The sequence below is a fragment of the Kitasatospora sp. NPDC114501 genome (assembly GCF_055633695.1).
The window spans coordinates 185,476-209,209 of sequence record NZ_JBVKDS010000010.1; the positions used below are offsets into that span (position 1 = coordinate 185,476).

Annotated in this window: 26 protein-coding genes; 14 read left to right on the forward strand and 12 right to left on the reverse strand. The window is 70.7% G+C overall.

Going from position 1 to position 23,734, the window contains the following annotated elements; all coding sequences use genetic code 11:
- Positions 1-29 precede the first annotated feature (29 nt).
- Positions 30-2,129, reverse strand: coding sequence for a transketolase (tkt, locus tag ACZ7RU_RS20330; RefSeq protein ID WP_470342315.1), 2,100 nt, complete (start codon positions 2,127-2,129; stop codon positions 30-32).
- A 451-nt stretch (positions 2,130-2,580) separates the two neighbouring features.
- On the opposite strand from tkt, the gene ACZ7RU_RS20335 reads away from it, so the two are divergent.
- On the forward strand, positions 2,581-3,528 hold the full coding sequence (locus tag ACZ7RU_RS20335; protein WP_470342316.1) for a heme o synthase: 948 nt from the start codon (positions 2,581-2,583) through the stop codon (positions 3,526-3,528).
- Positions 3,529-3,586: 58 nt separating this feature from the next.
- Here ACZ7RU_RS20335 and ACZ7RU_RS20340 read toward each other — a convergent pair whose 3' ends face one another.
- On the reverse strand, positions 3,587-4,228 hold the full coding sequence (locus tag ACZ7RU_RS20340; RefSeq protein ID WP_470342317.1) for a DUF2461 domain-containing protein: 642 nt from the start codon (positions 4,226-4,228) through the stop codon (positions 3,587-3,589).
- 72 nt (positions 4,229-4,300) lie between these two features.
- Here ACZ7RU_RS20340 and ACZ7RU_RS20345 point away from each other — a divergent pair, with 72 nt between their 5' ends.
- The gene (locus ACZ7RU_RS20345; RefSeq protein ID WP_470342318.1) at positions 4,301-4,639 is read left to right on the forward strand and encodes a hypothetical protein; all 339 of its coding nucleotides are present in this window, start codon (positions 4,301-4,303) and stop codon (positions 4,637-4,639) included.
- A gap of 64 nt (positions 4,640-4,703) precedes the next feature.
- On the opposite strand, the gene ACZ7RU_RS20350 is transcribed toward ACZ7RU_RS20345, so the two are convergent.
- The 4 genes from ACZ7RU_RS20350 to ACZ7RU_RS20365 all read right to left on the reverse strand — a co-directional run bounded on the left by ACZ7RU_RS20350 (position 4,704) and on the right by ACZ7RU_RS20365 (position 7,791).
- Positions 4,704-5,894 carry a methyltransferase domain-containing protein gene (locus tag ACZ7RU_RS20350; protein ID WP_470342319.1) on the reverse strand — a complete coding sequence of 397 codons (1,191 nt, stop codon included), beginning with the start codon at positions 5,892-5,894 and terminating at the stop codon, positions 4,704-4,706.
- Positions 5,891-6,025 carry a hypothetical protein gene (locus ACZ7RU_RS20355; protein WP_470342320.1) on the reverse strand — a complete coding sequence of 45 codons (135 nt, stop codon included), beginning with the start codon at positions 6,023-6,025 and terminating at the stop codon, positions 5,891-5,893. Before ACZ7RU_RS20355 ends, ACZ7RU_RS20350 begins: the two co-directional genes overlap by 4 nt.
- Before the next feature lie 365 nt (positions 6,026-6,390).
- Positions 6,391-6,876 (reverse strand): ATP-binding protein, encoded by a 486-nt coding sequence (locus tag ACZ7RU_RS20360; RefSeq protein ID WP_470342321.1) that lies wholly within the window; start codon positions 6,874-6,876, stop codon positions 6,391-6,393.
- A 135-nt stretch (positions 6,877-7,011) separates the two neighbouring features.
- Positions 7,012-7,791 carry a GntR family transcriptional regulator gene (locus ACZ7RU_RS20365; protein WP_470342322.1) on the reverse strand — a complete coding sequence of 260 codons (780 nt, stop codon included), beginning with the start codon at positions 7,789-7,791 and terminating at the stop codon, positions 7,012-7,014.
- A 17-nt stretch (positions 7,792-7,808) separates the two neighbouring features.
- On the opposite strand from ACZ7RU_RS20365, the gene ACZ7RU_RS20370 reads away from it, so the two are divergent.
- A complete protein-coding gene (locus tag ACZ7RU_RS20370; RefSeq protein WP_470342447.1) occupies positions 7,809-8,270 on the forward strand; it encodes an NUDIX hydrolase in 462 nt (153 codons plus the stop codon).
- Positions 8,271-8,318: 48 nt separating this feature from the next.
- Here the strand turns inward: ACZ7RU_RS20370 and ACZ7RU_RS20375 are convergent, their stop codons facing one another.
- Positions 8,319-9,242, reverse strand: coding sequence for a COX15/CtaA family protein (locus ACZ7RU_RS20375; protein ID WP_470342448.1), 924 nt, complete (start codon positions 9,240-9,242; stop codon positions 8,319-8,321).
- A 258-nt stretch (positions 9,243-9,500) separates the two neighbouring features.
- Between ACZ7RU_RS20375 and ACZ7RU_RS20380 the strand changes: the two genes are divergently transcribed.
- Complete coding sequence (locus ACZ7RU_RS20380; RefSeq protein ID WP_470342323.1) at positions 9,501-10,823, forward strand: choice-of-anchor A family protein; 1,323 nt, start codon at positions 9,501-9,503, stop codon at positions 10,821-10,823.
- Positions 10,824-11,195: 372 nt separating this feature from the next.
- The gene (locus ACZ7RU_RS20385) at positions 11,196-11,876 is read left to right on the forward strand and encodes an LAETG motif-containing sortase-dependent surface protein (RefSeq protein ID WP_470342324.1); all 681 of its coding nucleotides are present in this window, start codon (positions 11,196-11,198) and stop codon (positions 11,874-11,876) included.
- A gap of 105 nt (positions 11,877-11,981) precedes the next feature.
- Here ACZ7RU_RS20385 and ACZ7RU_RS20390 read toward each other — a convergent pair whose 3' ends face one another.
- A complete protein-coding gene (locus ACZ7RU_RS20390) occupies positions 11,982-12,701 on the reverse strand; it encodes an ABC transporter permease (protein ID WP_401111725.1) in 720 nt (239 codons plus the stop codon).
- Between the two features lie 47 nt (positions 12,702-12,748).
- Complete coding sequence (locus ACZ7RU_RS20395) at positions 12,749-13,675, reverse strand: ABC transporter ATP-binding protein (RefSeq protein WP_470342325.1); 927 nt, start codon at positions 13,673-13,675, stop codon at positions 12,749-12,751.
- Positions 13,676-13,839: 164 nt separating this feature from the next.
- Between ACZ7RU_RS20395 and ACZ7RU_RS20400 the strand changes: the two genes are divergently transcribed.
- The 9 genes from ACZ7RU_RS20400 (at position 13,840) to ACZ7RU_RS20440 (ending at position 21,419) form a co-directional block, all read left to right on the forward strand.
- Complete coding sequence (locus ACZ7RU_RS20400) at positions 13,840-14,682, forward strand: helix-turn-helix transcriptional regulator (protein ID WP_470342449.1); 843 nt, start codon at positions 13,840-13,842, stop codon at positions 14,680-14,682.
- 9 nt (positions 14,683-14,691) lie between these two features.
- Positions 14,692-16,107: a Fe-S cluster assembly protein SufB gene (gene sufB / locus ACZ7RU_RS20405; protein ID WP_470342326.1), complete on the forward strand. Its 1,416-nt coding sequence runs from the start codon at positions 14,692-14,694 to the stop codon at positions 16,105-16,107.
- Between the two features lie 53 nt (positions 16,108-16,160).
- Positions 16,161-17,393 carry a Fe-S cluster assembly protein SufD gene (gene sufD, locus ACZ7RU_RS20410; RefSeq protein ID WP_470342327.1) on the forward strand — a complete coding sequence of 411 codons (1,233 nt, stop codon included), beginning with the start codon at positions 16,161-16,163 and terminating at the stop codon, positions 17,391-17,393.
- Positions 17,394-17,398: 5 nt separating this feature from the next.
- Complete coding sequence (locus tag ACZ7RU_RS20415) at positions 17,399-17,716, forward strand: bifunctional 3-phenylpropionate/cinnamic acid dioxygenase ferredoxin subunit (RefSeq protein WP_063349526.1); 318 nt, start codon at positions 17,399-17,401, stop codon at positions 17,714-17,716.
- A gap of 6 nt (positions 17,717-17,722) precedes the next feature.
- Entirely contained in the window at positions 17,723-18,487 is a 765-nt protein-coding gene (gene sufC, locus ACZ7RU_RS20420) for a Fe-S cluster assembly ATPase SufC (protein ID WP_380455919.1), read from the forward strand.
- The gene (locus ACZ7RU_RS20425; protein ID WP_470342328.1) at positions 18,484-19,752 is read left to right on the forward strand and encodes a cysteine desulfurase; all 1,269 of its coding nucleotides are present in this window, start codon (positions 18,484-18,486) and stop codon (positions 19,750-19,752) included. The genes sufC and ACZ7RU_RS20425 overlap by 4 nt, the downstream gene beginning before the upstream one ends.
- Positions 19,753-19,772: 20 nt before the next feature.
- Positions 19,773-20,225: a Fe-S cluster assembly sulfur transfer protein SufU gene (gene sufU / locus ACZ7RU_RS20430; protein ID WP_470342329.1), complete on the forward strand. Its 453-nt coding sequence runs from the start codon at positions 19,773-19,775 to the stop codon at positions 20,223-20,225.
- Between the two features lie 97 nt (positions 20,226-20,322).
- Positions 20,323-20,655, forward strand: a complete 333-nt coding sequence (locus ACZ7RU_RS20435; RefSeq protein ID WP_078860786.1) for a metal-sulfur cluster assembly factor — start codon at positions 20,323-20,325, stop codon at positions 20,653-20,655.
- A 362-nt stretch (positions 20,656-21,017) separates the two neighbouring features.
- The gene (locus tag ACZ7RU_RS20440; protein ID WP_470342330.1) at positions 21,018-21,419 is read left to right on the forward strand and encodes an alpha/beta fold hydrolase; all 402 of its coding nucleotides are present in this window, start codon (positions 21,018-21,020) and stop codon (positions 21,417-21,419) included.
- A 48-nt stretch (positions 21,420-21,467) separates the two neighbouring features.
- Here the strand turns inward: ACZ7RU_RS20440 and ACZ7RU_RS20445 are convergent, their stop codons facing one another.
- From ACZ7RU_RS20445 to ACZ7RU_RS20455, 3 genes are all read right to left on the reverse strand, one after another.
- The gene (locus tag ACZ7RU_RS20445; protein WP_470342331.1) at positions 21,468-22,328 is read right to left on the reverse strand and encodes a hypothetical protein; all 861 of its coding nucleotides are present in this window, start codon (positions 22,326-22,328) and stop codon (positions 21,468-21,470) included.
- Positions 22,329-22,562: 234 nt separating this feature from the next.
- The gene (locus ACZ7RU_RS20450; RefSeq protein WP_470342332.1) at positions 22,563-22,994 is read right to left on the reverse strand and encodes an NUDIX hydrolase; all 432 of its coding nucleotides are present in this window, start codon (positions 22,992-22,994) and stop codon (positions 22,563-22,565) included.
- 309 nt (positions 22,995-23,303) lie between these two features.
- Positions 23,304-23,600, reverse strand: coding sequence for a GNAT family N-acetyltransferase (locus ACZ7RU_RS20455; protein WP_470342333.1), 297 nt, complete (start codon positions 23,598-23,600; stop codon positions 23,304-23,306).
- Positions 23,601-23,734 lie beyond the last annotated feature (134 nt).

Here is a 23,734-nt window from a genome sequence, read left to right on the forward strand (position 1 = left end):
CGTGCGGGCGGACACGCGGCCCGGTGCCGCTAGCGGGTGACGGCCTCGAGGGAGCGCAGGGCGTTGTGGGCCTCGGCCACCACGCGCTCGGTGGTGATGCCGAACTCCTCGAAGAGCACCTTGTAGTCGGCGGAGGCACCGAAGTGCTCCAGCGAGACGATCCGGCCGTGGTCGCCGACCAGCTCGCGCCAGCCCTGGGCGATGCCGGCCTCGACCGACACCCGGGCCTTGACCGACGGCGGCAGCACGCTGTCGCGGTAGGCCTGGTCCTGCTCCTGGAACCACTCGAAGGACGGCATCGACACCACGCGGGTGGCGATGCCCTCGGCCTCCAGCACCTCGCGGGCCCGGACGGCCAGCTGGACCTCGGAGCCGGTGCCGAGCAGGATCACCTGCGGGTCGCCGGTGGAGGCCTCGGCCAGGACGTAGCCGCCCTTCGCGGTGCCCTCGGCGGAGCCGAAGACCTCGCGGTCGAAGGTCGGGACGCCCTGGCGGGTCAGGGCCAGGCCGACCGGGCCGGGGTGGCTGGTGTGGCGCTCGACGATGGTGCGCCAGGCGACGGCGGTCTCGTTGGCGTCGGCCGGGCGGACCATGGCCAGGCCCGGGATGGCGCGCAGCGAGGCCAGGTGCTCGACCGGCTGGTGGGTCGGGCCGTCCTCGCCGAGGCCGATCGAGTCGTGCGTCCAGACGTAGGTGACCGGCAGCTTCATCAGCGCGGCCAGGCGGACGGCCGGGCGCATGTAGTCGGCGAAGACCAGGAAGGTGCCGCCGTAGACACGGGTCTTGCCGTGCAGGGCGATGCCGTTCATGGTCGAGCCCATGGCGTGCTCGCGGATGCCGAAGTGGATCGTCCGGCCGTACGGGCCGGCGGACTTCAGCGGGTTGCCGTCGGGGAGGAAGGAGCTGTCCTCGTCGATGGTGGTGAGGTTGGACTCGGCGAGGTCGGCGGAGCCGCCCCACAGCTCCGGGATCACCGCGCCGATCGCCTTGAGGGTGTCGCCGGAGGCCTTGCGGGTGGCGACGTCCTTGCCGGCCGGGAAGGACGGGACGGCCTTCTTCCAGCCCTCGGGCAGCTCGCCGGCCTCGATGCGGTCGAACTCGGCGGCGCGGTGCGGGTTGGCGGCGCGCCAGGCGTCGAAGCCCCGCTGCCACTGGTCGCGGGCGGCCTTGCCGCGCTTGATGACCAGGCGGGCGTGCTCGATGACCTGGTCGCTGACCTCGAAGGTCTTCTCCGGGTCGAAGCCCAGGACCTTCTTGGTGGCGGCGATCTCGGCGGCGCCGAGCGCGGAGCCGTGCGCCTTGGCGGTGTTCTGGGCGTCCGGGGCCGGCCAGGCGATGATGGTGCGCATCGCGATCATGGAGGGGCGGGAGGTCTCGGCCTTGGCCGCGGCCAGCGCCTCGGCGAGGGCGGCCACGTCGATGTCGCCGTTGGACTTCGGGGCGACCCGCTGGACGTGCCAGCCGTACGCCTCGTAGCGCTTGAGGACGTCCTCGGAGAAGGCGGTCTCGGTGTCGCCCTCGATCGAGATGTGGTTGTCGTCGTAGAGGGCGACCAGGTTGCCCAGCTTCTGGTGGCCGGCCAGCGACGAGGCCTCGGCGGAGACGCCCTCCTCCAGGTCGCCGTCGGAGACGATGGCCCAGATGGTGTGGTCGAAGGGCGACTCGCCGGCCGGGGCGTCCGGGTCGAACAGGCCGCGCTCGTAGCGGGCGGCCATCGCCATGCCGACCGCGTTGGCGATGCCCTGGCCGAGCGGGCCGGTGGTGGTCTCCACGCCGGCGGTGTGGCCGTGCTCGGGGTGACCGGGGGTGCGGCTGCCGGCGACGCGGAAGGCCTTGAGGTCGTCCAGCTCCAGGCCGTAGCCGGAGAGGTAGAGCTGGGTGTAGAGGGTCAGGCTGGTGTGCCCGGGGGAGAGGACGAAGCGGTCGCGTCCGACCCAGGACGGGTCGGTCGGGTCGTGGCGCAGGAACCGCTGGAAGATCAGGTACGCGGCCGGGGCCAGCGACATGGCCGTCCCGGGGTGTCCGTTTCCGACCTTCTGGACGGCGTCCATGGCCAGGACGCGCGCGGTGTCAACCGTGCGCTCGTCCAGATCGGTCCACTCGAATGCGTTCGTCGGCGCAGTGCTCACCCTGTCTCAGGGCTCCTTCCGTATTGAAGAGTGACCCCGTGAATGGGGACCGGGTCGGCCACGACGCTGTGGTCCCGACGCTGGGTGGTGCCGGTCACGGAGGGTAGATCCCGCTTCTGCGTGCGAGCCTACCGTCCGGGCCGTGGATCACCCTCCGTGCTGGGACAACCGGCAATTCGGCATGCAGATTCCCACCGGGACGGTCCGCGTTGATTTGTCCCAGGCTCTCCCGATTCGTGGCCCCGCGCCGCTCCGGTGGTCAGGACGGGCGAGCGGACCCGCCGGAGGCACCCCGAGGGGGTTCACCCGGGGGTGTGCGTCGCGCCTCGCCGGGGGACCCCGGAGCCGGATGCGATATATGGAGCGTCTATGGTGTCGTGGTACGCGCAGAGCGGACGATTCGGGACCCTTCGTTCCTGTGGACGCCTGCGAGGATTCATCTTCAGTTGGGGTGTTAGTGACCGCCGTCGAAACCCGTCCCGCCGGGGTCACCGGGGCGACTCCTGCGCACCGGCCCTTCGGGGCCCGTGTCGGCGCGTTCGTCGCACTGACCAAGCCGCGGATCATCGAGCTGCTGCTGATGAGCACCGTGCCGGTGATGTTCCTGGCTCAGCAGGGCGTGCCGAACATGCTGCTGGTGCTGAAGGTCGTCGTCGGCGGCTACCTCTCGGCGGGCGGCGCCAACGCCCTCAACATGTACATCGACCGGGACATCGACGCGGTGATGTCGCGCACCGAGCGGCGGCCGATCGTCACCGGGATGGTGTCGCCGCGCGAGGCCCTGGTGTTCGGCGTCGTGCTGGCGGTCGTCTCGACCCTGCTGCTGGGCTACGGGGTCAACTGGCTGTCCGCCTGGCTGGCGCTGGGCGCGCTGCTGTTCTACGTGTTCGTCTACACGCTGGGCCTCAAGCGGCGCACCTCGCAGAACATCGTCTGGGGCGGCATCGCCGGCTGCATGCCGGTGCTGGTCGGCTGGTCCTCGGTGACCAACTCGGTGTCCTGGGCCGCGGTGGTGCTGTTCCTGGTGGTGTTCTTCTGGACGCCGCCGCACACCTGGGTGCTGTCGATGAAGGTCCGCGACGACTACGAGCGGGCCGGCGTGCCGATGCTGCCGGTCATCAAGGGCAACGTGGCGGTCGGCAAGCAGGTCGTCGCCTACTCCTGGGTGATGGTGGCGGTCTCGCTGGCGCTCTGGCCGCTGGGGCACATGAGCTGGCTGTACCCGGTCGCCGCGGTGCTGTTGGGCGCGGCCTGGCTGCGCGAGGCGCACGCGCTGTACGGGCGGGCCAAGGCCGGGATCGTGGGCGCGAAGCTCAAGGAGATGCGGCTGTTCCACTGGTCGATCACCTACCTGTCGCTGCTGATGGTGGTCTGCGCGATCGACCCGTTCGTGAAGTAGGTCTTGCAGGAAGAAGAGCCCCGGTCCGGGTGGACCGGGGCTCTTCCGTTCTCATCCTTCACCGTGCCGGGAGTTCCGACGGGCCGACGTGGTCGTCCAGCCAGTCCCGCAGCGGCTGGGAGGCGTGCAGGAAGCCGGTGATCCGGGTGTAGGCGGCGCGGGTGCCCAGCCACTTCGCCGGCTCCCACTCCTGCCAGGCCACCAGGCCCTTGTGGCGCAGCAGCCCGATCCGGGGGTGGTCCTTGGGGTAGCCGCGCGGGGCCGACTTGAGGGAGTCCCGGCCGACCACCCGCGGGCCCTCCCGCTCCACCCGGGCGATCACCCGCTCCAGCTCGGCACCGGTGACGTCCTCGGCGACGGCGGCCCGGTAGCGCTCCAGCTGGTCCGGGGCGAGCTGGTACAGGCCGTTGCCGCAGGCCAGGCCGTCGGCGGAGAGCTGGATGTAGCCGCCGCTCTCCAGGTGCGCGCCGATGTGCGTCTTGTACGGGGACTTGTCGGCGCTGAACCGGACGTCGCGGTTCGGGCGGAAGACCTTGCCCGGCCCGAACTCGGGCTCCAGCTCGGCGAGCAGCCGCTCCATCGGGGCCCGGACGGCGTCCTCGTACCGGTCCTTGTGGGCCTGCCAGAAGGTCCTGGAGTTGTCGGCCTCCAGGTGCTCGTAGAAGTCGAGCGCCTCGGCCGGCCAGCCTTTGAACGTCACTCCTCCAGTATGTGGCCCGGTGCACAGGGCGCTCCCGTCGCCAGCTCCGCTACCGGTGGGTAGCATGCGGGCATGAGCAGCGCAGAGACCGCCACCGCCGCCGCGCCGGACGCCCGCACCGAGCGCCGCGCCAAGCGCATCGCCAAGAACCTGACCAGCTTCGCCCGGCAGCACGGGGGCAGCGCCGACGCGGTCGTCGAGTACGTCGGCGCCGTGGCCACCCGGATCGTCGTGGTGGGTGCGGACGGCGCCTGGGGCGACCAGGTGGCCCCCAGCTACGCCGTCGGCCGCCGGGCCGCGGAACTGGCCGGGCTGACCCTGCACGACGACTTCGAGGGCGAGCTCGGCCTCAAGGTGAAGACCGGCGAGTACGAGTGGAAGCGGATGGCCGGCATCCAGCTCGGCGGCTGACACTCCGCGAAGACGACAACGGCCCGGCTCCCCCACCTGGGGGAGCCGGGCCGTTGGTTCGGGGTCACCACACGTCTGTGCGGACGGGTTGGGACGGACGGTCCAGCCAGGCCCACTGACTGTCCACGGTGACGGTGAGCCCGAAGCGCTCGGGTGCCGGTCGGCCGTGCTCGTCCCACCAGCGGTGGGCGGCTTCGATCTCGTCCCAGAGTCGGCGCGGGCCGTGCTGCCAGACGGTGAAGCGTTCGCTTCGTCCGCCGCCGTGATCGACGGCCGCCCAGGAGCGGGCGTCGGAGGTCGCGACCCAGAGCCGGGCATCGACACCGTCGACGCCCGGCTCGTCCTCCCAAGCGGTCCACACATCGCCCAGCCGCAGCCCGAGGGCGAACCGGGCCTCCCAACGGTCGCCCGTGACCTCCCACGGCGGCAGTACGGTTTCGGACTCTTCTGGGAAGTGTTCGTCCCGAACGACATTGCGGAAGATCCGTAGGTCCTGCCGCTGGTTGCGCATCAGCATGAACGCGGAATGCGGGCTGAAGCGCCCCTGCGCGCGATCACGTTCGACGGTGAGCCTGAGCAGCCCCCAGCAGAGCATCGGGTTGTCCCAGGGGGTGAGGACGATGCCGCCGGGCCGGGTCTGCTCGATCCACGCCCAGGGCACGCGGCGAACCGAACAGGTAGAGATGATCCGGTCGTACGGGTGACGGCGCGGCCGGCCCAGGGAGCCGTCTCCGCAGATGAGATCCACGTCCACGCCTGCCGCGCTCAGGGAGGCCCACGCCTGCTCGGAGACCTCGGAGTCGATCTCGATCGAGGTGACGTGTCCGGCGCCGAGGCGATGGGCGAGGAGAGCTGCGTTCCAGCCGGTGCCGGTGCCGATCTCCAGGACGTCCATTCCGGGCCGGACGTCGAGGTCGCGGAGCATCCGGACGACGATCGAGGGAGCCGAGGCGGAGGAGGACGGCCAGGCATCGACAGGATCGGCCGATGCCTGGCCGTCGTTGATCTGGGTGACGACCGGCATATCCGCGTGAGCCGCCTCGAACCACCGCTGGTCTTCGGTCGAGAGGTCGCACGGTTCGTAGCCGCCCCGGTCATCCTCCAACCAGATCCGCTCCGGCAGGAAGCGATGGCGCGGTACCGCCTCGATCGCCTTCCTCCACACGCGGGGGACCGGGCCGCCGAGCGCTTCGCCGACGGCCCGGAGCAGGCCGCGCACGGCGGCCTGCTCCGGTCGATGCGCCGGATCCGTCACTTCTCGCCCTCGTCCTTCTTGTGCTTCGGCTCAGGCGCCGGGCGCGTCCCGTCGGGGGAAGGCTTGCTGGTGCCGGGGTCCTTCTTGCCCCCGTGCTTACCGCCGCTGCTCTTGTCGGTTCCCCAGCCCATGGGTCCTCCCGTGATCGGTTCGTCGTTGGTGGTGCGTTGTCGTGAGGTGCCGAACCCCTACCGGTCCGGCGGCCGGGGCGTGGGCGGGTTCGGCGGCTGCGGCCTGGGCGGCTTCGGATCGCGCTTGGACATGCCGGTGCTCCTTTCGAGATGTGGAGACGGGTCGGTGATCCCGCCCGCGCCGCCGGCCCGGCGGCGCGGGCGGGGATTCAGTGGGAGCGGTTGACCAGCACCAGGGCTGCCAGCACGACATGCAATCCGGCAGCGGCGGACACCCCGGTAGGCGGCCCAGACGCGCGCGGGACCAGGTACGGATGGCGGCGGTGCGTCGTCGGGGTTGTAAGTGTCTTCCGGGGGTTACTAGTTCACCGGGGAATCGGCGGGGGCGACGCGAGGTCGGCGTGGACGACCTTCCCGAACGGGAGGAGCGTGACGCCCCAGCGGCCGTAGGTGAGCCGGTGGACCATCGCCAGACCCCGGCCCGACGTGGCGTCGGGCCCGGCCTGGATCACCACGGGCATCGAGCGGGAACCGTCACCGACCAGGATGCGGACGGTCCGGCCGGTCGGACGGCGGACACCGACGAGCATGCGGGTTCGGCAGCCGGTGTCGACCGAGTTTGTGGCCAACTCGCTGACGATCACTGCGGCGTCATCCATCAGGTCGTTCAGCCCCCAGGCTTGCAGCTGTGCGCCGACGAACCGGCGCGCAGTTGCCACCGATTCCCGTTGATAGGGCAGCAGCAGGTTGGCTGCTGTCAACACCGGCGTCAGGGCGGCGGAGCCAGGAGTCGCACGACTCTCCGTCGAAGCGTGCTGCATGGGAACGTCCAGGACGTTGGCCTCGAACACGACCCTCTCCTCTATATGAGGTGTTTCCATGCACTCATGTACATGAGTGACGAGTAGAAGAGTGCCCGGCTCCTGTATATAAGTCAACCCGTCGCGAGAGGAATCTCGCGACGGGTTGAGGAAGTTGATAGCCAGTCAGTCATGTGCGGGGAAGCGATAGTCCAGAACGAACTGATCGGCGGCCATGACGGTGTCGCACACCTCCACCACGCAGCCTTCTGTCGTGATGGCCTCGCGAACAAGATGGATCACCGGCGCACCGGGGCTCAATGTGAGCGCCTTGGCCTCGGGCTTGGTCGCGAGCCTGGCCCGCACGGACTCGGTGAACTCGGCGAGGGAGTGGCCGTGCTCTTCGAGGCGGGCGTAGATGCCGCCGCCGCCGGGGTTCTCGGCGAAGACCTCAGGGATGTCCTTGACCACATCCCAGGGCAGGTATGACGTGGCCTCCTCGGTGGGTACCCCATCCCGGAAGTACCGGCGCTTTCGGGCCAGCACCTGGGCGCGGGCGGGAAGGCCCAAGCGATCGGCGATCTCAGGAGGCGCTGCGGTGGGGCCTACGAACAGCACGGTCACGGATGGGATGCCGCCGGAGGTCTCCGTCTCTGCGAGGTACGCCGCCTTGCCGGCTTTGCGGTGGGAGCGGCGGAACCGGTCCGCAGACTTCCGCTGTACCGGCGGGCGCGAGCGGACGAATGATCCTCGACCGTGATGCGTCTCGATGAGCTGAGACGTTCGGAGTTCGGCGATGGCCTTGCGAACCGTCCCGGATGCGACTCCGTACCGCTGTATGAGCTCCGCCTCGCTGGGCACGGTCGCACCAGGAGCGAGAGCGCCCGACTTGATTTGTGCGGCGAGATCAGCCGCGATCTGCAGGTACTTCGCTGTGGCCGACGAGGCCACCTCACCACTCGCCATAGTCCTTCAGGGCTCCTATCCTCCTGCACATGAGTAACAGCGTCGGGAAGCCCCAGTCAACGCCGCTCCACTCGGTGTCCGTCGCGGGGGTGGTGGTGCGCGAGGACGGCCGGGTGCTGGCGATTCGGCGGGCCGACAACGGGACTTGGGAAGCTCCGGGTGGGGTGCTGGAACCGGACGAGGCCGTCGAGGACGGCGTGCGCCGCGAGGTCTACGAGGAGACCGGGGTCAAGGCCGGCGTGGACAGGCTGACCGGTGTCTACAAGAACGTGACCCGGGGGATCGTCGCCCTCGTCTTCCGCTGCCGACCGGAGGGCGGGGCGGAGCAGCTCTCGGACGAGGCGGTCGAAGTCGCCTGGCTCACACCGGACGAGGTCTCCGAGCGCATGGGCGAGGTCTATGCCGTACGGGTCCTGGACGCGCTTCGGGGCGACACGGCACCGAGTATCCGGACCCACGACGGGCGGCACCTGCTCTGACGGCACGGCGAAGGCCCCCATCGTTGCGATGGGGGCCTTCTGTGTAGCTCAGGCTGCGGCGGGCTCCGGCGTCCGTGGGGCCGGGGCGTCGGCGGCGGCTTCCTCGGCCTCGCGGGTGCGTAGGGCGAGGGGGATGCGGAGGGCGGCGATCCAGGTCAGGGTGGCGAGGAACATGTGCAGGCCGACCATGAGCTCGGGGGCGTCGGTGAAGTACTGGACGAAGCCGAGCACTCCCTGGAGCAGGAGGATCGCGAGCAGTTCCTTGGCGCGAGCGCGGGCCGCCTGGGGGGCCTTGACGGCCGCGAAGACGAAGATCACCGCGATGGCCAGGCCGACCGAGACGAAGGCCAGGTCGGCGTGGGCCTGCGCCAGGCGGTCGTAGTCGATCGGGATGCGCGGGACGATCTTGTTGTCCCGGGGAGTGCCCGGGTGGTGGCCGGCGCCGGTCACCAGGGTGCCGGCGGCGACCAGCAGGCCGATGACGGTGACCAGGACGTACGAGAGCTGGTGGATCGGGCGGGCCACCGAGAGTTTCGGCGGGCCGTCGCCTTCCTTCGCCCGTTCCCACATCAGGAGCGCGACCCAGACCAGGGCCATCGCGGCGATCATGTGCAGGGCCACGGTGTACGGGTTGAGACCGGTCAGCACGGTGATGCCGCCGAGCACGGCGTTGCTCATCACCAGCCAGAACTGTGCCCAGCCGAGCTTGGTCATGCTGTGCCGCCACGGCCGGTGGCAGCGGGCGGCGAGAATCGCCCAGCCGACGGCGGCGCTCAGCACGTAGGTGAGCATCCGGTTGGTGAACTCGACCACGCCGTAGTAGCCCATCTCGGGCGTCGGGATCAGGCTTTCCGGCGTGCAGCGCGGCCACGTCGAACAGCCGAGGCCGGAGGCGGTGAGCCGGACGGCGCCGCCGGTGACGACGATCACCACGCTCATCACCAGTGCGGCGAACGTGGCGCGGCGGACCATCGCGGCGGAGGGCTGCCAGCGCTCGGCGAGCCAGGAGAAGGGGTTAGGCACGGGGTCAATCGTAGGCGGCCTTACAGGCGATCTTGGGGCGGGGCGCGGCGCCGCGGGGCGCCGGGCGGGTGGACCGCAAAGCGGACTGTTCGGGCAACGCGGTCATTGGTCTTGACCAATCACCTGTTTGGCCGAAAGAGTGCGGATTGGTCCATACCTTTTTCGGGCCCCTCCCACTCCTCCCGCACGTAAGCGGAGATCCTGCACATGCGCATATCCACTTCCGCCGCCGCGCTCGCCGTCGGTGGCTCCCTCGCACTGGCCGGCCTCCTCGCGCCGGCCGCCCAGGCCGCCGGCGCCGACCAGGAGTGCCGCGGTCTCGGGGTCGCCAACCTCTACGGCGAGTTCATCGAGGGCGACGACACCCACACCCCCGACGCCGAGGGTGCGGTCGCGGTCGGCGGCAACGCCGACTTCACCGGCGGCTTCTCGGTCGGCCAGGAGCTCACCGCGGCCCAGGTCGACGCGCTGCCCGGGAAGAACGCCCTGGTCGTGGCCGGCAAGATCACCGGACACAACACCCAGGTGATGAAGGGCAACGGCGTCTTCGGCTCCAAGGCCGACGGCGCGGTGGTCCAGGCCCACCAGGGCGCCGTCGGCCAGGGCCCCTCGCCGATCGACTTCAAGGCCGAGTTCGCCAAGCTGCGCGCCGCCGCGGCTTCGCTGGCCGCCGTGCCGCAGACCGCCGGCGCCACCGTCCAGGCCGAGGGCGCCAGGCTGACCCTCACCGGCGGGGACGCGAAGTACAACAGCTTCACCGTCGACGCGGCGAAGCTGCAGGGCGCCAAGGACGTCTTCCTCAAGGTGCCGGCCGGCTCGGTGACGGTGGTCAACGTGACCGGCGGCTCGTACGACATGGCGGCGGCCGGGACCACCGGCTTCCACCTGTGGGACGAGGGCAGGAAGGCCTTCGTGCTGGACGACAAGCTGCAGAGCGCCGCGGGCGGAGCGGTCCGGGCCAAGCTGCTCTGGAACTTCCCGACCGCCACCAAGGTGGTCAAGAACAGCCAGGCCGCCTGGGCCGGCACCGTGCTCGCGCCGAACGCCGCCTTCGACCTCGGCAGCGGTGGCCCCGTCAACGGTTCGGTGATCGCCGCATCGCTGACCGGCAAGGGTGGCGCGGAGACGCACCACTACCCGTTCACCGGCTGCCTGCCGGGCACCGTCCCGACGCCGTCCGGCACGCCGACGGTGCCGCCGACCGTACCGCCCACGGTGCCGAGCGGTTCGCCGTCGGTCACGCCGAGCGCGTCGACCTCGCCGAGCGGTTCGGCGAGCCCGTCGGGCGGCCCGTCCGTTCCGGCGACCGGCAAGCCCGGCGCGAGCGGTTCGGCCGGCCCGTCGGCCGGTGCCCCGACGGCCGCTCCGGCCGTCCCGGGCGGCCCGTCCGCCTCGCCGGACGCGGGCGGCAACCTGGCGCACACCGGCTCCGGCCCGGTGCTGCCGCTGGCGATCGGTGGCGCGGTCGTGCTCGCGGCCGGTGGCGCGATCGTGGTGGCCGCCCGGCGCAGGGCGGCGAAGCGGGCCTGAACCCGCTGAACCGGCGGTGACGGCCCGGAAGCGTCGGGCCGCCGGAAAGGCCGGAAAAGCCGGAATAGCCCGGATGTTCGTCGGCTGACCGAATCGGCGCCCTTGGTGATTGAACCCGATCACCAAGGGCGCCGTTCTGTCTTGAAGGTGACGAAGTTCATTCACGTTTGCCGAATCCACGTTCTGCGAGGTGACGGCTGTGATGGGCTGGTCACGCACATCGGAAAGACGGACGGACCGTCGATATCCGGTCGTGCGGCGGGGTGTGGCGGGGTGCGGGAGTGCCGGTAGAGTCCCCCGGACAGTCGTAGCGGGCCACCGCGAACCACTCAACACGCCTGCTGCACAGGACCGTTCGGAGGGGAAAAAGTAATGGCACGACAGCAGCGGCACTTCGCGATCGGTGCGACGGCACTCGCCGGCACGGCTGCGGCCGGTTTTCTACTGCCCCTGGCACTGGCCACCAACGCCTCGGCACACGTGCCGAGTTGGACGGTGACCTGCGACAAGATCGTGATCGATCTGATCAACTACAGCCCCAAGGCCGACGTGAAGAACACCGTCAGCCTCACCATCGACGGCGAGAAGGTCCTGGACGCCAAGGCCTTCCCCGCGGAGTTCCACAGCTCCTTCCCGGTGAAGGACCACAACGGCCCGATCAAGGCGAACCTGGTGGTCACCACCACGGAGACCCCGAACGAGAAGGGCTGGAACATCAACGAGACCAAGACCATCGAGCCGTGCCACACGCCGACCCCGACGCCCACCCCCACGCCCACGCCCACCGCCACCAAGACGTCGACGCCGACCCCGACGCCGACCGTCACCCCGTCCACCCCGCCGGTCACGCCCCCGGCCACCCCGACCCCGTCGGCCACGCCCACCCCGAGCAAGTCCCCGTCCCCGTCGCCCACCAGCAGCGCTCCGGCGCTCGCCCAGACCGGTAGCAGCGACGCGACCCCGATGATCGCGGCGGCCGGCGGCGGCGTGCTGCTGGTCGGCGGCGCGCTCGTGCTGCTCGCCCGCAAGCGCCGCGGCGGCAGCGCGAGCTGACGCTCCGCGAGCCGACAACGGCAACGGCAACCGCAACGCCCCCCGGCCACCTGTGGCCGGGGGGCGTTGTGCGTCGAGCCGCCGGTCATTCCCGGCGGAAGCCGGTCACTCCCAGCGGAAGAAGCGGGCGGCCGCGGCCAGGCCGAGCACCGACCAGCCGGCCAGGATGCCGAGGTCCGCCCACGGCACCCCGGCGCCGTCCTGGAGCACCGACCGCAGGCCGTCCGAGAGCGCCGAGATCGGCAGCAGCTCCAGCACCGACCGGACGGCCGAGGGGAACCTGCTCAGCGGCACGATCACCCCGCCGGCGAGCAGCAGCAGGATGAACACCAGGTTGGCGCCGGCCAGGGTGGCCTCGGCCTTCAGGGTGCCGGCCATCAACAGGCCGAGCCCGGAGAAGGCGGCGGTGCCGAGCACCAGCAGCGCGGCGACGGTCAGCGGGTCGCCGTGCGGGGACCAGCCGAGGGCCAGCGCGATCACCGACAGCAGCGCCACCTGGAGCGCCTCCGTCACCAGGACGCAGCCGGTCTTGGCGGTCAGCAGCGCCCAGCGCGGCAGCGGGCTGGCGCCGAGCCGCTTCAGCACGCCGTAGCGGCGCTCGAAGCCGGTGGCGATGGCCTGGCCGGTGAAGGCGGTGGACATCACGGCCAGCGCGAGCAGGCCGGGGGCCAGGAAGTCGACCCGCTTGCCGGGGCCCTCGACCGCGACGATGTCCACGGCGGAGAACAGCACCAGCAGCACGGTCGGGATGACCACGGTGAGCAGCAGCTGCTCGCCGTTGCGCAGCAGCATCCGGGTCTCGAACGCGGTCTGGGCGAGCAGCATCCGGCCGACGGGCGCGGGGCCCGGCTGGGGGGAGTAGTCCGTACGTGTCACGAGCGCAGTTCCCGTCCGGTCAGGTCGAGGAAGACGTCCTCCAGGCTGCGGCGCTGGACGGACAGCCGTTCGGGCAGGATGCCGGAGGCGGCACACCAGCCGGTGACGGTGGCCACCAGCCTGGGGTCGACGGGCGCCTCGACGCGGTAGCTGCCGGGGGCGGTCTCGACGGCGGTGGCGCCCTCGGGCAGCTCCTTGAGCAGCGGGCCGAGGTCGAGGCCGGGCGGGCCGTCGAAGCGCAGCGCGTCCTCGGCGCCGTCGCGGCACAGCTCCTCGACGGTGCCGTCGGCGATCACCCGGCCGCGGTCGACGACGGCGACCCGGTCGGCGAGCTGCTCGGCCTCGTCCATGTGGTGGGTGGTGACGACCACGGTGACGCCGTCCCGGCGCAGGTCGCGCACCAGTTCCCAGGTGGCCCGGCGGGCCTGCGGGTCGAGGCCCGCGGTGGGCTCGTCCAGGAAGACCAGCTCGGGGCGGCCGACCACGGCCATCGCCAGGGCGAGCCGCTGCTGCTGGCCGCCGGACAGCCGCCGGTACGTGGTGCGGCCGCAGGAGCCGAGGCCGAGGCGTTCGACCAGGGCGTCCACGTCCAGCGGGTGGGCGTGCAGCCGGGCGGTGTGCCGCAGCATCTCGACGGCGCGCGCGCCCGCGTACACGCCGCCCGACTGCAGCATGACGCCGATCCGGGGCCGCAGCGCGGCGTTCTGGGCGACCGGGTCGAGGCCGAGGACGCGGACGGTGCCGGCGTCGGGGCGGCGGTAGCCCTCACAGGTCTCGATGGTGGTGGTCTTGCCGGCGCCGTTGGGGCCGAGGACGGCGGTGATCGCGCCGGCCGGGATGGTGAGGTCGAGGCCGTCCACCGCGACCTTGTCGCCGTAGCGTTTGACCAGCCCGGCGATCTGGACCGCGGGTTCGGAGTGCATACCGGCGAGTGTAAGAGTGCCCGACGGAACGGCCGGACGGCGGCCTCGATGATCGTTTTCCCAGGTCAGGTAAGGCTTACCTGCGTGATCGATGCCACCGGTGAGGCCTGGATCACGGCTTGTCCCGACGGAAGGAATTACGCAACACTGGTGTTGTGAAAAACATGCGCGAGCACGCCCAGCAGCAGGAGGTCGAGTCGGCCTCCTCCTGTGACGTGCCCGTGACGGCGGCCGAGGTGCTGCTGGACGGCCACCGGGCCACTCGGGACCGGGTCGCCCGGTCGATCCTGGACCACGGCCCGTCCTCCGCCGCCGACCTGGCGAGCCGGCTCGGCCTCACCGCCGCGGCCGTCCGCCGCCACCTCGACGGGCTGGCCGCCACCGGCCTGGTCGAGTCCCGCGACCAGCGGGTCTACGGCAGCCGCGGCCGGGGCCGTCCGGCCAAGGTCTTCGCGCTCACCGACGCCGGCCGGGACGCCTTCTACCAGGCGTACGACCAGCTCGCCGCCGACGCGCTGCGCTGGATCGCGGACTCGGTGGGCGGCGGCAAGGCGGGCGAGGAGGCGGTCGCCGCCTTCGCCCGCGCCCGGTTCGGCAAGCAGGCCGAGAAGTACCTGGAGGCCCTGCGCCTGGCCGCCGCCGGAGAGCGCACCGAGGCGCTCGCCCAGGCGCTGAGCGCGGACGGGTACGCTGCCACGGTGCGGCGTGTCCCGTCGGCCGCGGCCAAGGCCCCGGCGGGCGCCCAGCTCTGCCAGCACCACTGCCCGGTCGCGCACATCGCCGAGCAGTTCCCCCAGCTCTGCGAGGCGGAGACCGAGGTCTTCTCCCAGCTCCTGGGTACCCATGTGCAACGGCTGGCCACGATCGCCCACGGCGACGGGGTCTGCACCACCTATGTGCCGGCACCCGGTGCCGCATCGTCGTCCGCCCGGCTGCCTTCGGGCCGCGGCTCCGATGCGGCGCCGACTGCCGGTACGTCCACCGAAGATTCTGCGTCCGCGCGTTAGGAAGCTCGCATGACTGACACCGTTTCGCACCCCGAGCTCGAGGGCCTGGGCACTTACGAGTACGGCTGGGCCGACCCGGACACCGCGGGTGCGGCGGCCAAGCGCGGGCTCAGCGAGGAGGTCGTCCGCGACATCTCCGCGAAGAAGAACGAGTCCGAGTGGATGCTCAACCTGCGTCTCAAGGGCCTGAAGCTGTTCGGCAAGAAGCCCATGCCGACCTGGGGCTCCGACCTCACCGGCATCGACTTCGACAACATCAAGTACTTCGTCCGCTCCACCGAGAAGCAGGCCGAGTCCTGGGAGGACCTGCCCGCGGACATCAAGGCGACGTACGACAAGCTCGGCATCCCGGAGGCGGAGAAGCAGCGCCTGGTCGCCGGCGTCGCCGCCCAGTACGAGTCCGAGGTCGTCTACCACCAGATCCGTGAGGACCTGGAGGAGCAGGGCGTCATCTTCCTGGACACCGACACCGCGCTGCGCGAGCACCCGGAGCTGTTCAAGGAGTACTTCGGCACCGTGATCCCGGCCGGCGACAACAAGTTCGCCGCGCTGAACACCGCGGTGTGGTCCGGCGGCTCGTTCATCTACGTGCCGAAGGGCGTGCACGTGGACATCCCGCTCCAGGCCTACTTCCGGATCAACACCGAGAACATGGGCCAGTTCGAGCGGACGCTGATCATCGTCGACGAGGACGCCTACGTCCACTACGTCGAGGGCTGCACCGCCCCGATCTACTCCTCCGACTCGCTGCACTCGGCGGTCGTGGAGATCATCGTCAAGAAGGGCGGCCGCTGCCGCTACACGACGATCCAGAACTGGTCGAACAACGTCTACAACCTGGTCACCAAGCGCGCCGTGGCGTACGAGGGCGCGACCATGGAGTGGGTCGACGGCAACATCGGTTCCAAGGTCACCATGAAGTACCCGGCCGTCTACCTGATGGGCGAGCACGCCAAGGGCGAGACCCTGTCGATCGCCTTCGCGGGCGAGGGCCAGCACCAGGACGCCGGCGCCAAGATGGTCCACATGGCGCCGAACACCTCCTCCAACATCGTCTCCAAGTCGGTGGCGCGCGGCGGCGGCCGGACCTCGTACCGCGGTCTGATCGAGATCGGCGAGGGCTCCAAGGGCGCCAAGTCCAACGTGCTCTGCGACGCGCTGCTGGTCGACACCATCTCCCGCTCGGACACCTACCCGTACGTGGACGTCCGCGAGGACGACGTGTCCATGGGCCACGAGGCCACCGTCTCCAAGGTCAGCGAGGACCAGCTCTTCTACCTGATGAGCCGCGGCATGACCGAGTTCGAGGCGATGGCGATGATCGTCCGCGGCTTCGTCGAGCCGATCGCGCGCGAGCTGCCGATGGAGTACGCGCTGGAGCTCAACCGGCTGATCGAGCTGCAGATGGAGGGCTCGGTCGGCTGACGCCCGGCCGCAGACCCCACCGACTTTTCGAGGAAGAGAGCACTACGACAGCCATGGCTGACGTCCAGAACACCACCGGCTCCACCACCGCCGGGTCGATCGAGGTCGGCACCGCCGGCGCGGGTGCCCAGCTCGCCGGCCCCGGCACCGGCCGTACCGCGGTCCAGCAGCCGATCGACGCGCGCGTCGCGGTCAAGCCGTCCTTCGACGTGAACGACTTCCCGGTGCCCACCGGCCGCGAGGAGGACTGGCGGTTCACCCCGCTGCACCGCCTCGGCGGGCTGCACGACGGCACCGCCGCCACTGCGGAGCAGGGCGAGACCAAGATCGAGTTCACGCTGCCGGACGGCGTCACCACCGAGACCGTCGGCCGTGACGACGCCCGCCTCGGCAAGGCCGGCAAGCCGGTCGACCGCGTCGCCGCGCAGGCGTTCAGCGCCTTCGACCAGGCGCTCGTCGTCACCGTCCCCCAGGACGCGGTGCTGACCGAGCCGGTGAGGATCGACGTGCACGGCGAGGGCGGCGTCCGCTTCGCCCATGTGGTGATCGACGTCAAGCCGTTCGCCGAGGCCGTCGTGGTGCTCAACCACACGGGCACCGGCACCCGGGCCGCCAACGTCGAGCTGCTGGTCGGCGACGGCGCCAAGCTCACCTTCGTCTCCGTCCAGGACTGGGACCGCGACGCCGTGCACGTCGCCCAGCACAACGCGCTGGTCGGCCGCGACGCCTCGTACAAGTCCGTCGTCGTCACCTTCGGCGGCGACCTCGTCCGCCTGCACCCGCGGGTCAACTACGCGGGCCCCGGCGGCGAGGCCGAGCTGTTCGGCCTCTACTTCGCCGACGCCGGCCAGCACCTGGAGCACCGCCTGGTCATCGACCACGACACGCCGCACTGCCGGTCGAACGTGGCGTACAAGGGCGCCCTCCAGGGCCAGGACGCGCACGCCGTCTGGGTCGGCGACGTGCTGATCCGTGCCGCCGCCGTCGGCACCGACACCTACGAGCTCAACCGGAACCTGGTGCTCACCGACGGCGCCCGGGTCGACTCGATCCCGAACCTGGAGATCGAGACCGGCGAGATCGTCGGCGCCGGCCACGCCTCGGCGACCGGCCGCTTCGACGACGAGCAGCTGTTCTACCTGATGGCCCGCGGCATCCCGTCCGACGAGGCCCGCCGCCTGGTGGTGCGCGGCTTCTTCGCCGAGCTGCTCCAGCAGATCGGCGTGGCGGAGGTCCAGGACCAGCTCATGGAGAAGATCGACGCCGAGCTGGAATCGGCGGTCTGAGCGCGATGACCTTCCTCCGTGCCTGCGCGCTGAGCGACCTCCAGGAGGACGTTCCCAAGCGCGTGGACCTCAACGGCGTGCCGGTCTCCGTCGTCCGCACCGACGAGGGGGTGTTCGCGATCAACGACACCTGCTCGCACGCGAACGTCTCGCTCTCCGAGGGCGAGGTCGAGGACTGCATGATCGAGTGCTGGCTGCACGGCTCCAGCTTCGACCTGCGCACCGGCAAGCCCTCCGGCCTGCCCGCCACCAAGCCGGTCGCTGTCTACCCCGTAAAGATCGAAGGGGACGATGTGCTCGTCTCCGTCAACCAGGAGTCCTGAGTACACATGGCAACCCTTGAAATCCGCGACCTGCACGTCTCCGTGGAGGCCGAGAACGGCCCGCGCGAGATCCTGAAGGGCGTCGACCTGACCGTGAAGCAGGGCGAGACCCACGCCATCATGGGTCCGAACGGCTCCGGCAAGTCCACCCTGGCCTACTCGCTGGCCGGCCACCCGAAGTACACCGTCACCGGCGGCTCGGTGCTGCTGGACGGCGAGGACGTCCTGGAGATGTCCGTCGACGAGCGCGCCAAGGCCGGCGTCTTCCTGGCCATGCAGTACCCGGTCGAGGTCCCGGGCGTCTCGGTCAGCAACTTCCTGCGCACCGCCGCCACCGCCGTCCGCGGCGAGGCCCCCAAGCTGCGGCTGTGGGTGAAGGAGGTCAAGGAGGCGATGGCCGCCCTCCAGATGGACCCGGCCTTCGCCGAGCGCAACGTCAACGAGGGCTTCTCCGGCGGTGAGAAGAAGCGCCACGAGATCCTCCAGCTGGAGCTGCTCAAGCCGAAGATCGCGATCCTCGACGAGACCGACTCCGGCCTGGACGTCGACGCGCTGCGGATCGTCTCGGAGGGCATCAACCGGGTCCGCTCGACCGGCGAGGTCGGCACCCTGCTGGTGACCCACTACACCCGCATCCTGCGGTACATCAAGCCCGACCACGTCCACGTCTTCGCCGGCGGCCGCATCGTCGAGTCCGGCGGTGCCGAGCTGGCCGACAAGCTGGAGAACGAGGGCTACGAGGCGTATGTGAAGGGGGGCGCGTCCGAGTGACGCATCCGTTCACGGGTCATAGCGCTCTGCTCGACACCGACGCGATCCGTAAGGACTTCCCGGTCCTCCAGCGGCTGCTGCACGACGACAAGCCGCTGGTCTACCTGGACAACGCGGCCACCTCGCAGAAGCCGCGCCAGGTGCTGGAGGCCCTGAACGCCTACTACGAGCGGCACAACGCCAACGTCCACCGCGGCGTGCACGTGCTCGCCGAGGAGGCCACGGCGCTGTACGAGGGCGCCCGCGACAAGGTCGCGGCGTTCGTCAACGCGCCGAGCCGCAACGAGGTGATCTTCACCAAGAACGCCTCGGAGTCGCTCAACCTCGTCGCCAACATGCTCGGCTGGGCCGACGAGCCGTACCGGGTGGACGCCGACTCCGAGATCGTCATCACGGAGATGGAGCACCACTCCAACATCGTCCCGTGGCAGCTGCTGTCGCAGCGCACCGGTGCGAAGCTCAAGTGGTTCGGGCTGACCGACGAGGGCCGGCTCGACCTGTCGAACATCGACGAGCTGATCACCGAGAAGACCAAGGTCGTCTCCGTCACCCTGGTCTCCAACCTGCTGGGCACGGTCAACCCGGTCGAGACCATCGTCCGCAAGGCCCAGTCGGTCGGCGCGCTGGTCGTCGTCGACGCCTCGCAGGCCGCCCCGCACATGGTGCTGGACGTGCAGGCGCTGGAGGCCGACTTCGTCGCCTTCACCGGCCACAAGATGCTGGCCCCGACCGGCATCGGCGTGCTCTGGGGCCGCCACGAGCTGCTGGAGGACCTCCCGCCGTTCCTCGGCGGCGGCGAGATGATCGAGACCGTCACCATGGGCTCGTCCACCTACGCCCCGGCGCCGCACAAGTTCGAGGCCGGCACCCCGCCGATCGCCCAGGCGGTCGGGCTCGGCGCGGCCATCGACTACCTGTCGTCGATCGGCATGGACCGGATCGCCGCGCACGAGCACGCGATCACCGAGTACGCGGTGGAGCGGCTGCTGGAGGTCCCCGACCTGCGGATCATCGGCCCGCGCACGGCCGTGGACCGCGGTGCGGCGATCTCCTTCACCCTCGGGGACATCCACCCGCACGACGTGGGCCAGGTGCTGGACGAGCAGGGCATCGCCGTGCGCGTCGGCCACCACTGCGCGCGGCCGGTCTGCCTGCGGTACGGAATTCCGGCGACCACGCGGGCGTCGTTCTATCTGTACTCGACGCCGGGCGAGGTCGACGCGCTGATCGACGGCCTGCACCACGTCCGGAACTTCTTCGGCTGACGGGACGGGGCAGGACGACCATGAAGCTCGACTCGATGTACCAGGACATCATCCTGGACCACTACCGCAACCCGCACGGCAAGGGGCTGCGGGACGGTGACGCCGAGGTGCACCACGTCAACCCGACGTGCGGCGACGAGATCACCCTGCGGGTGAAGCTCGACGGCTCCACCGTGACCGACGTCTCGTACGAGTCGCAGGGCTGTTCGATCAGCCAGGCGAGCGCCTCGGTGCTCAACGACCTGGTGGTCGGCAAGACCGTGGGCGAGGCGCAGGCGGTCCAGGAGGCCTTCCTGGAGCTGATGCAGAGCAAGGGCCAGGGCGAGGGCGACGAGGAGGTGCTGGAGGACGCGGTCGCGTTCGCCGGCGTCTCCAAGTACCCGGCCCGGGTTAAGTGCGCCCTGCTCAGCTGGATGGCCTGGAAGGACGCCACCGCCCAGGCGCTCGCCCAGAACCCCGCCGTGAACGACTGACCACGCAGAGGAGGACAAGACCATGAGTGACGAGAGCACCACCACCACCGGCGCCACCGGCGCCGAGGCCTCCGCTGCGGAGGAGCAGCAGCCCGGCATGATCGTCGGCACCACCGCCGGCACGGTCTCGGTCGAGGACCTGACCGAGGCCCTGATGGACGTCGTCGACCCCGAACTGGGCATCGACGTCGTCAACCTGGGCCTGATCTACGGCATCCACATCGACGAGTCCGACGTGGCCACCATCGACATGACGCTCACCTCGGCGGCCTGCCCGCTGACCGACGTCATCGAGGACCAGGCCAAGACCGCCACCGACGGCCTGGTGCAGGACCTGCGCATCAACTGGGTCTGGATGCCGCCGTGGGGCCCGGACAAGATCACCGACGACGGCCGCGACCAGTTGCGGGCGCTGGGCTTCAACGTCTGAGAGCGTCTTCGGTTCGACCTGCTGCCGCGCAAACCCCCGGGTTTGCGCGGCAGTGGCGTTTCCGCGCTTCAGTCGGCTGAACACCCGTGCGTCATCTGGTGTGTTTGGGTAGGTTCGCCGCCGTTCCCCACCATCCACCCCCACCCGCCTGCCGGCGGGTGCCCGCCCCTGCCTTCGCCGCGCGCCGCCTGGCCCGGGCGGCGCGCGGCGCTGATAGATCAGGGCGACGCATGTGTCTTAGCGGTCGGCTCCGGAAGCCCTTCGGGGGTTGATCAAGTTGCTGCCCGCCATGCGAGTTCCCGCTCGAGGGACGGCGCGAGGCACTCGCGCTGCGCAGCGGCGAGCCCTGGTACGAGGAGGCGGTGCCCGCCTTCGAGCGGGCGATGGCCGGGGAGGCGACCGAGGGCGACTGGCGGTTCCTGGACCGCCTCATCTACGGCCGCTGGGATGCGGCGGCGGAGGCCCACGCCGCATCCGGCAAGGACGGTTACAACGAGGAGGCTGCTCACGCCTACCCCGGTTCCGGCGCGTTCGATGACGCGGCCGCGGTGCGCGAGGTGCTGACCGAACTCGACGCGCCGGTGCTGGTGCTCGCGGGCGAGTTGGACCCGTCCCCTCGCCCGGACAAGGCTGCGGAGGTCGCGGCGCTCTTCCCGCGCGGGGAGTTCGTCGTCCAGCCCGGCGCCGTGCACTTCCCGTGGCTGGACGACCCGGAACTCTTCGGCCGGACCGTCGGCGAATTCCTGGGCCGAACCGACGCGTAGTGGTCGGCTCCGGGGCCACCCCCCCGAAGGACGTCCGGAGGCGGCCACCTAGGCAGCAATGACCGGTGGTCGGCCTGCACGCAGTGCGGAGCGCAGGGCGGTTCGGACTCGGGCGGCACCTGCGGCTGCCACGTCCGCCTCCTGGCCGACCGTGGGGGTCCGGGCTACCAGGCCGGCGCACGGGCGGCAGATGCCCGGCCGGGGCACGGGGTCGTGGCACTCGGCGCACTCGACGTACCGGGCCGGTGGCCGTGCCGTGGGCCGGGCGGGCGGCATCTTGTGCTCCAGGCGGTAGCGGAGCACGGCGGCCGCCGAGTGCACCGGGACGGGCAGGCCCGGCAGCAGGGCGTGGGCGAGGTCGGCGGATGTGCTTCCGCGTGCCAGCCACTCGGCGACCAGGGGCGCCAACTCCCGGGCCTCGGCCTCGCCGAGGCGCAGACGCGGCTCGGGCCGGATCACCCGGAACAGGGTGGCCACCGCTGTGCGGACCTCTTCGGTTTCGGGATCCGGGGGTGGCGGGAGGGTGGGTTCTTGTTGCCGGTTCTTTACTACAGAGCCGACAGTGCGCCCGGCGGTCGCTCCACCGGGCGCCGGAGGAGCGGCACTCGGCCGCGCGAGCTGCGGGGTGTCGTGGACGTGGGTCTCGGTGCGGATCGTGCCGTCCGGCATCCGGATCTTCTCGATCCGGTAGTACCCGGCCTCGGTCAACTCCTTGAGGGCCTTGCGGATCGCGCCTCGGCCCTGGGGACTGGTGTCGGCCATGTGCCGACCGTCCTCGCGCCAGCCGTCGGGGCGGGAGAGGAGGTCCGCGAGCAGGCCGCGGGCGGTGTAGGACAGCCGCCGGTACTGGAGAAGGGCGTTGGGCAGCACGGTGAAGTCGCGCACGTGGGCGCTACGATGGACACGCATGGGGAGTGTCAGCTCCTGGTGCCGGACCCCGGGGTGTTGGTAGCACCGCCGGGGTCGCCTATTTTCTGTTTGAGTACGGAACGTACCACAACGGCCAGACGGGCAAGCCGCGTTCGCGGAAGCAGAACTGACAGGCAGTCAAACTCTGTCGTTTCCGGCGAAACCGTGTGCAATGGCTGTCGTGGTCTGCGCGTGGACGGTCGGGTGGCCGAGCCCGTCCTTCCGTTCCCGTGGTTACCCGGCCGCGAGGAGTCCGCCGCGCTCGACGGCCGCGCGCAGGACGGCCGCGAAGTCCTGGGGCCGGAGGTCGACCGCGTCGAGGGCGTCGGCGGTCAGGGGGACCTCTTCGAGGATGTACTCGCCCCGGCCTTCCTGGCTGAACTCGGGGCCGGTGCGGTCCTCGAAGCTCCACTTCTCGATGGTGGCGAGGTAGAAGTCCTGACGCTCGTCGTCCGTCTCTATGGTGTGGAGGAGGCTGACGATCTCAGCCTCGCCCGCGATCTCCTCGCGGACCTCGCGCAGCAGGGCCTCCTCGGGGCCGGCGTCGGTCGGTTCGATCCTGCCGCCGACGATCACCCAGTACGGGGCGATGCCGGGACGGACGCGCTTGATCAGCAGCGTGGTGTCGTTCGGGGTGAGGAGGACGGCGCGGACGCGGTGCTGCATGGGTCTCTTCCTGTGTCGATGGTCTCGGTGGTGTGGGGCGAGAGCCTGTCGGAGCCCGGGATGGCTGGCCTGATCGGTGGCGGCGAAGACGTCCAAGTCGTATCACCCGTGCTGGTACTTGCCGCGCGCTCCGCTGCCGGTCCCGGCGAGAAGGTCGCCGCCCGGCCCGGGCCGAGATGTACATGGCCGACCGTCTGGGCTGGCAACAGACCAGACGCGGTGGTGGGCGGGGCGGGTGCGCCGCCCCGCGCGAACTCGGCGATACCGGCGATCGCCATGTTCGGCACGGCCGGCTCGGTCACCACTGGTTCACCTCCCCGGTGCGGACCCGCCGCCGGGCGGGGCGCCCGACCGGTCGGGCGCGCTCGTCGTGTCGAACCCGTCGATCGGTGTCCACTCGTGTTCCAGGATCGAGTAGGTGATCGAGTCGCGCCAGGCGTCGTGGACGAAGACGTGGTCGCGGATGCGTCCGTCCTCGGTCATTCCGGCGCGCAGCAGCGTGCGGGCGGATGCCTCGTTGAGCGGGGAGCGGGTGGCCCAGATGCGGTGCAGTCCGAGGAGGTTGAAGCCGAGCGCGCACAGCAGGTGGACGGGTCTCGGTGCCATGGCCCGTGCCTCACGCGGCCGGGTGTAGGGCGAAGCGAGCTATCTGAGCCGAGCTGGAGAACTGAGAACCACCGCCGCGGGGCGGCCAGGCGGGTGGGAAAGAGGGGGGGGGGGGGGGGGAGGCCGCATGCAGG

Coding starts and splice junctions, on each gene's coding strand:
- ACZ7RU_RS20345 (WP_470342318.1), top strand. CDS start 4,301: ATGAGCAGCGCAGAGACCGCCACCGCCGCCGCGCCGGACGCCCGCACC.
- ACZ7RU_RS20355 (WP_470342320.1), bottom strand. CDS start 6,025: ATGGGCTGGGGAACCGACAAGAGCAGCGGCGGTAAGCACGGGGGCAAG.
- ACZ7RU_RS20365 (WP_470342322.1), bottom strand. CDS start 7,791: ATGGCGAGTGGTGAGGTGGCCTCGTCGGCCACAGCGAAGTACCTGCAG.
- ACZ7RU_RS20375 (WP_470342448.1), bottom strand. CDS start 9,242: ATGGTCCGCCGCGCCACGTTCGCCGCACTGGTGATGAGCGTGGTGATC.
- ACZ7RU_RS20380 (WP_470342323.1), top strand. CDS start 9,501: ATGCGCATATCCACTTCCGCCGCCGCGCTCGCCGTCGGTGGCTCCCTC.
- ACZ7RU_RS20385 (WP_470342324.1), top strand. CDS start 11,196: ATGGCACGACAGCAGCGGCACTTCGCGATCGGTGCGACGGCACTCGCC.
- ACZ7RU_RS20390 (WP_401111725.1), bottom strand. CDS start 12,701: ATGCTGCTCGCCCAGACCGCGTTCGAGACCCGGATGCTGCTGCGCAAC.
- ACZ7RU_RS20395 (WP_470342325.1), bottom strand. CDS start 13,675: ATGCACTCCGAACCCGCGGTCCAGATCGCCGGGCTGGTCAAACGCTAC.
- ACZ7RU_RS20400 (WP_470342449.1), top strand. CDS start 13,840: ATGCGCGAGCACGCCCAGCAGCAGGAGGTCGAGTCGGCCTCCTCCTGT.
- sufB (WP_470342326.1), top strand. CDS start 14,692: ATGACTGACACCGTTTCGCACCCCGAGCTCGAGGGCCTGGGCACTTAC.
- sufD (WP_470342327.1), top strand. CDS start 16,161: ATGGCTGACGTCCAGAACACCACCGGCTCCACCACCGCCGGGTCGATC.
- ACZ7RU_RS20415 (WP_063349526.1), top strand. CDS start 17,399: ATGACCTTCCTCCGTGCCTGCGCGCTGAGCGACCTCCAGGAGGACGTT.
- sufC (WP_380455919.1), top strand. CDS start 17,723: ATGGCAACCCTTGAAATCCGCGACCTGCACGTCTCCGTGGAGGCCGAG.
- sufU (WP_470342329.1), top strand. CDS start 19,773: ATGAAGCTCGACTCGATGTACCAGGACATCATCCTGGACCACTACCGC.
- ACZ7RU_RS20435 (WP_078860786.1), top strand. CDS start 20,323: ATGATCGTCGGCACCACCGCCGGCACGGTCTCGGTCGAGGACCTGACC.
- ACZ7RU_RS20445 (WP_470342331.1), bottom strand. CDS start 22,328: ATGCGTGTCCATCGTAGCGCCCACGTGCGCGACTTCACCGTGCTGCCC.
- ACZ7RU_RS20450 (WP_470342332.1), bottom strand. CDS start 22,994: ATGCAGCACCGCGTCCGCGCCGTCCTCCTCACCCCGAACGACACCACG.
- ACZ7RU_RS20455 (WP_470342333.1), bottom strand. CDS start 23,600: ATGGCACCGAGACCCGTCCACCTGCTGTGCGCGCTCGGCTTCAACCTC.